The sequence below is a fragment of the Desulfosarcina cetonica JCM 12296 genome, assembly GCF_001311845.1.
Classification (GTDB): Bacteria; Desulfobacterota; Desulfobacteria; order Desulfobacterales; family Desulfosarcinaceae; genus Desulfosarcina; species Desulfosarcina cetonica.
This window is the reverse complement of sequence record NZ_BBCC01000312.1, coordinates 1-4389: the sequence shown is the minus strand read 5'-3', so window position 1 is coordinate 4389 and position 4389 is coordinate 1. Positions and strand designations below refer to the sequence as shown.

Annotated in this window: 6 protein-coding genes and 1 pseudogene; 1 reads left to right on the top strand and 6 read right to left on the bottom strand. The window is 59.2% G+C overall.

Features of this window, described 5'->3' with window-relative positions:
- From ispH to JCM12296_RS32715, 6 genes and pseudogenes are all read right to left on the bottom strand, one after another.
- Positions 1-666 (bottom strand): 4-hydroxy-3-methylbut-2-enyl diphosphate reductase (ispH, locus tag JCM12296_RS32740; protein WP_083456746.1); only part of this gene is annotated, 666 nt, incomplete at its 3' end.
- The gene (locus JCM12296_RS32735) at positions 663-866 is read right to left on the bottom strand and encodes a CooT family nickel-binding protein (protein WP_054701930.1); all 204 of its coding nucleotides are present in this window, start codon (positions 864-866) and stop codon (positions 663-665) included. The genes ispH and JCM12296_RS32735, both read right to left, overlap by 4 nt.
- A 5-nt stretch (positions 867-871) precedes the next feature.
- Complete coding sequence (locus tag JCM12296_RS32730) at positions 872-1318, bottom strand: DUF3842 family protein (RefSeq protein ID WP_054701931.1); 447 nt, start codon at positions 1316-1318, stop codon at positions 872-874.
- Between the two features lie 103 nt (positions 1319-1421).
- Positions 1422-1946 (bottom strand): NYN domain-containing protein, encoded by a 525-nt coding sequence (locus JCM12296_RS32725; protein ID WP_054701929.1) that lies wholly within the window; start codon positions 1944-1946, stop codon positions 1422-1424.
- Positions 1947-2016: 70 nt separating this feature from the next.
- Positions 2017-2940, bottom strand: coding sequence for a ParB/RepB/Spo0J family partition protein (locus JCM12296_RS32720; protein ID WP_054701925.1), 924 nt, complete (start codon positions 2938-2940; stop codon positions 2017-2019).
- A 56-nt stretch (positions 2941-2996) separates the two neighbouring features.
- Positions 2997-3770, bottom strand: a pseudogene (locus tag JCM12296_RS32715) (ParA family protein); the annotation flags it as partial.
- Between the two features lie 141 nt (positions 3771-3911).
- Between JCM12296_RS32715 and JCM12296_RS32710 the strand changes: the two are divergent.
- The coding region (locus JCM12296_RS32710) for a M48 family metalloprotease (RefSeq protein WP_157068122.1) at positions 3912-4389 on the top strand (478 nt) is incomplete at its 3' end.

Sequence of the window (4389 nt, the reverse complement as noted above, 5' to 3'; positions counted from 1 at the left end):
CCGGCGGGTGTTGCCGCTCTGCCGTCCGCCGACGACGATCACCGCGTCCACCTGCCCGGCCAGGCGTTTGACTTCCGCCTGCCGTTTCTCCGTGGAGTCACAAATCGTATCAAAGGTTTTGTAGTGGGGATGGGTCCTAAGTGCCCAGGCCTTGACCTTTTCGTAAAACCGCAGGTTCTGGGTGGTCTGGGCAACGATGATCGCTTTGCCGAAATCCGGCAGGGCCGCAAGGTCGTCCAGGGTGCTGACCACATGGCCGGAAGCACCGGCATACCCCATCAGGCCGACCACCTCGGGATGATCCCGGTCGCCGACGATAATGGTGGCGTATCCCTTGCGGGCATGCACACGGATAATGGTCTGGACGCGAATCACCCGCGGACAGGTGGCGTCCACCACCTTGAATCCGGCATCGGCGAGCCGTTGCTTGTCCACCGGCGGTACGCCATGGGCCCGCACCAATACCGTGCCGCTGCCTTTCTCGGGAATCGCGTTCAGCACCGCGATGCCTTTTTCGGCAAACAGCTCCAGGACCTGCGGGTTGTGGATCAGCGGACCGTAGGTATAAATCGGCGCCGCGTGCTTGCCCGGCGCGTCCAGGGCCAATTCCACGGCCCGGCGGACGCCCATGCAAAAGCCGGCGGTCTGGGCAATCTCGATCTTCATGCGGGTCGGCGATCCAGTTCCTTGAGAAAAACCTTGTGATCGACCAGGGACATGGAATGGACCGCGGCGCGCAGAAATTTCTGTTCACCAAAAATATTGACCAGCTTCAGGCCGTCGCCTTCCGGGGCGACCAGGTCCACCGATTCCATGATCAGGGTCTCCTTGCCATCGCGCAGGAGGTAGGCATTGGCTTCACACATGGTAGTTATCCTTTGGAATTATCGTTGGGTTGGTTTCGGGCCGCAACGATCGGCCGCAAATGATCGAGAATCAATTTTTCCACCAGATGCGGCAGCGGCTCGTCGGACACGCCGACCACCGTGACATTCTCTTGGGAGAGCGGCAAAATCAGTTTGATGGCGACACTGCCCGAGATGGCCGCCGCCATGCGGGGTGTCACCTCGCCCATCATGGCATGCGCCAGGAGAATTCCCAGGGTGCCGATGACGACATCCACGCGGGTCACCGTATGCACGATGGCGTTTTCCCCGGATGCACCGCGATTGGCCCGGGCCTTGAGCATCTGGGCCGTGGCGATGGCGTTGGTCCCCAGGGCGATGACTTCCACGGACTCGCCGAAGTGGTCCTTGATCTTGCGGATGATGGTACTGCCGATACCGCCCCCCTGGCCGTCGACCACTGCGACTTTCATTTGCGAGACCGCTTCCGCCATACCCATTCCTCGATTTACACATGTACACCGTTTGGCCGACGGCAGGGTCACGTCAGGGATCGGATGACGCACCAGACCCGTATCAGAGCTTCTCGATCCGCCGGTTCGCCTTGCGTTTGCGCTTGGGCAATCGCCGGCCGGGGCCCTTTTTGCGGGTGGTGGGGACCCAGCCGGATGACACGTCCGATTCCTCTGCGCCCTTGACCGCCAGGTAACTGGCCATGGCCAGCCGGTCGGCGAAGGCCGCCGACGTCACCACCGTGGCACCGGCCGCTTCGGCGGCGTCCATGACCTCGCGGTCACTGCTGACGACCAGGGCCTGTTCCTTCTCACGCCGGGCCATCCGCCGAATCACATCGTCGGCGCACTCACCACCGTTGGAAAAACGGATAGAGATTCCCTTGGCCCGATCTCGCGGGCCATAAAGCGAAGGTTCGCTCGGCCCATCGAAAACAACGGTGATCCTGTGGGGTTTGATTTTTTTGTAGGCCGCCAACCGATCCACCAGGGCATCACGGCCCAACTGCAGATCGAGCCGATCCAGGGACGCCAGCTCCGGTGTTTGGCGGATTAAATTGTAACCATCGATAATAATGTGGATCGCCATGACGTCATCGAATCGTCCCGCGCCCCATGCGCTTCGGCATCGCCTGCCGGTGTGTGCCAGAAGGTGCCGGTCAGCGGTTGCGCAGCATCGTCAACAACCGGTCCAGGTCCTCATCGCTGAAAAAATCAATCTCCAGACGGCCTTTTTTACCCTTGCGCTGGATACGCACATGGGTACCGAAATGGCGGGACAGATCCTCGGAAAGGTCATTGAAATAGCGCTGCTCGGGCGTCGGTTCAGGAGCTGCATCCTTCTTTTTCTCGGCATTGAGCCGCTTGATCAGATTTTCGGTTTCGCGCACCGAGAGTTTTTTGGCGACCACGTCACGAAACGCCAACTGTTGCTTGGCCGGCGTCTCGGCGCCCAAAAGGGCCCGGGCGTGCCCCATGCTGAGCGCCCCGTCCAGAATACGCGCCTTGATCGGGTCGGGCAGCTGACGCAGCCGCAGGAAATTCGCCACGGCACTGCGGCTCTTGCCCACCCGCCCGGCGACCGCTTCCTGGGTCAGGCTGAATTCGGTGATCAGCCGTTGATACGCCTCGGCCTCTTCCATGGGGTTGAGGTTTTCGCGCTGGATATTCTCGACAATCGACATCTCCAGCATCTCGGCGTCGGTAACCTCCTTGACCACCACCGGCACACGATCGATTCCGGCCTGTGCCGCGGCCCGAAGACGTCGTTCGCCGGTCACCAGCTCGTAGCCCACGTCGTCCGGGCGCACCAGCAGCGGTTGGATAATCCCCTGGGTGCGGATCGATTCGGCCAGTTCAGCCAGTTCATCGGCCGGGAATTGGCGTCGCGGCTGATACCGATTGGGCCGGATCATATCGATTTCACATAAGAAATAGTCTTTACGCGCCTCAGCGGACGATCCGGCAACCCCCTCCACCACACTCAAATCGGGAATCAGGGCATCAAGTCCCCTGCCCAGGGCCGGTTTGCGTTTTTTTTTGGCACCGGGGGCGCGACTGCCGTTGGTTGGTTGATCTGGCATGGAATATCCTGAATGATGGATGACCGGACCGGGTGAGACGGACGGCGCCCGGCGGGTTAACGTTTTCGAGAAGCCTGCTGGCCGGCCTGACCGGTGTGATTGGCGCCCAAAATCTCCTTGGCCAGGGCGAAATAACTGGTGGCGCCAACCGACATGGCATCGTACAACAAGATGGGCTGACCGAAACTGGGCGCTTCACCCAGTCGGACATTGCGAGGAATCGTTGTTTTGAAAACCAGGTTCTTGAAATGGTTTTCCGCGTCTTCGGCCACCTGGCGGCTCAGGTTGGTGCGTCGGTCGAACATGGTCAGGAGAACACCGGCAATCTTCAATTTCGGGTTGAGTCCGCTCTTGATTCGCTGGTAGGTCTGGACCAGTTGGCTGAGCCCCTCCAGGGCGTAAAACTCACATTGCAGCGGAATCAACAACGCATCGGCCGCAGTCATGGCGTTGACGGTGAGCAGGCTCAATGATGGGGGGCAATCGATGATCACATAATCATAGCCGCCGGCCACCGGATCCAACAAGCGCCTGAGGGCCTGTTCCCGATCGGGCCGGTCCATCATCTCCACGTCGAAACCGATCAATTCGACCCGCGCGGGAATGACCTTCAGAAATTCGATCTGACTGTCCACAATCACCGCATCGGCCGCGGCAGCGCCGATCATCATGGTAAAGGGTTTTTTCCAATTGGGATTTGTCTATGCCCACACCGGTCGTGGCGTTGGCCTGGGGGTCGCAGTCCACCAACAAGGTCCGTTTTTCACAAACGGCCAGGGCTGCGGAGAGGTTGACCGCCGTGGTGGTCTTGCCGACGCCGCCTTTTTGATTGGCGATGCAGATGATTTGTGCCATGGGTCGCAGCTTTAACACAAAACATGCTGTTTGAAAAGTGGATTAGAATATGCCATCCTAGGTGCTGAGCAATGATTCTGGAGGATTCGCAAACAACACCCAGGAAATGAACTAACATGCCGATATATAAAAAATTGATTAATATTGTAACCCTGATGGCATTTCTTCTTGGCACCGGTCTGATCGGTGCTCCCAAGGGCTGGTGCATCACCATTCAGGAAGAACGCGAACTGGCCAAGGAGTTCATGTCCGTGGTCAAGGCAAAGTATGCATTGATCGACGATCCGGTAATCATCGATTATCTCAATAAGGTGGGCAACCGCATCATGGCCGCGGTCCCGCCCCAACCGTTCAAATATGAATTTCATGTGATCCACGAGGATGTCTACAACGCCTTCGCCACCCCCGCCGGCCATATCTTCATCAATAGCGGGCTTTTCGCCGCCCTGGCGTCAGAGGAGGAACTGGCCGGCATTATCGGTCATGAAATCGCCCATGTGGTCTGCCGGCACATCTCCCAGCGCATCGAAAGCTCCAAGAAGATCGGCATCGCCACCCTAGCCGGCATGGCTGCCGGCGTGCTCCTGGGCGCCG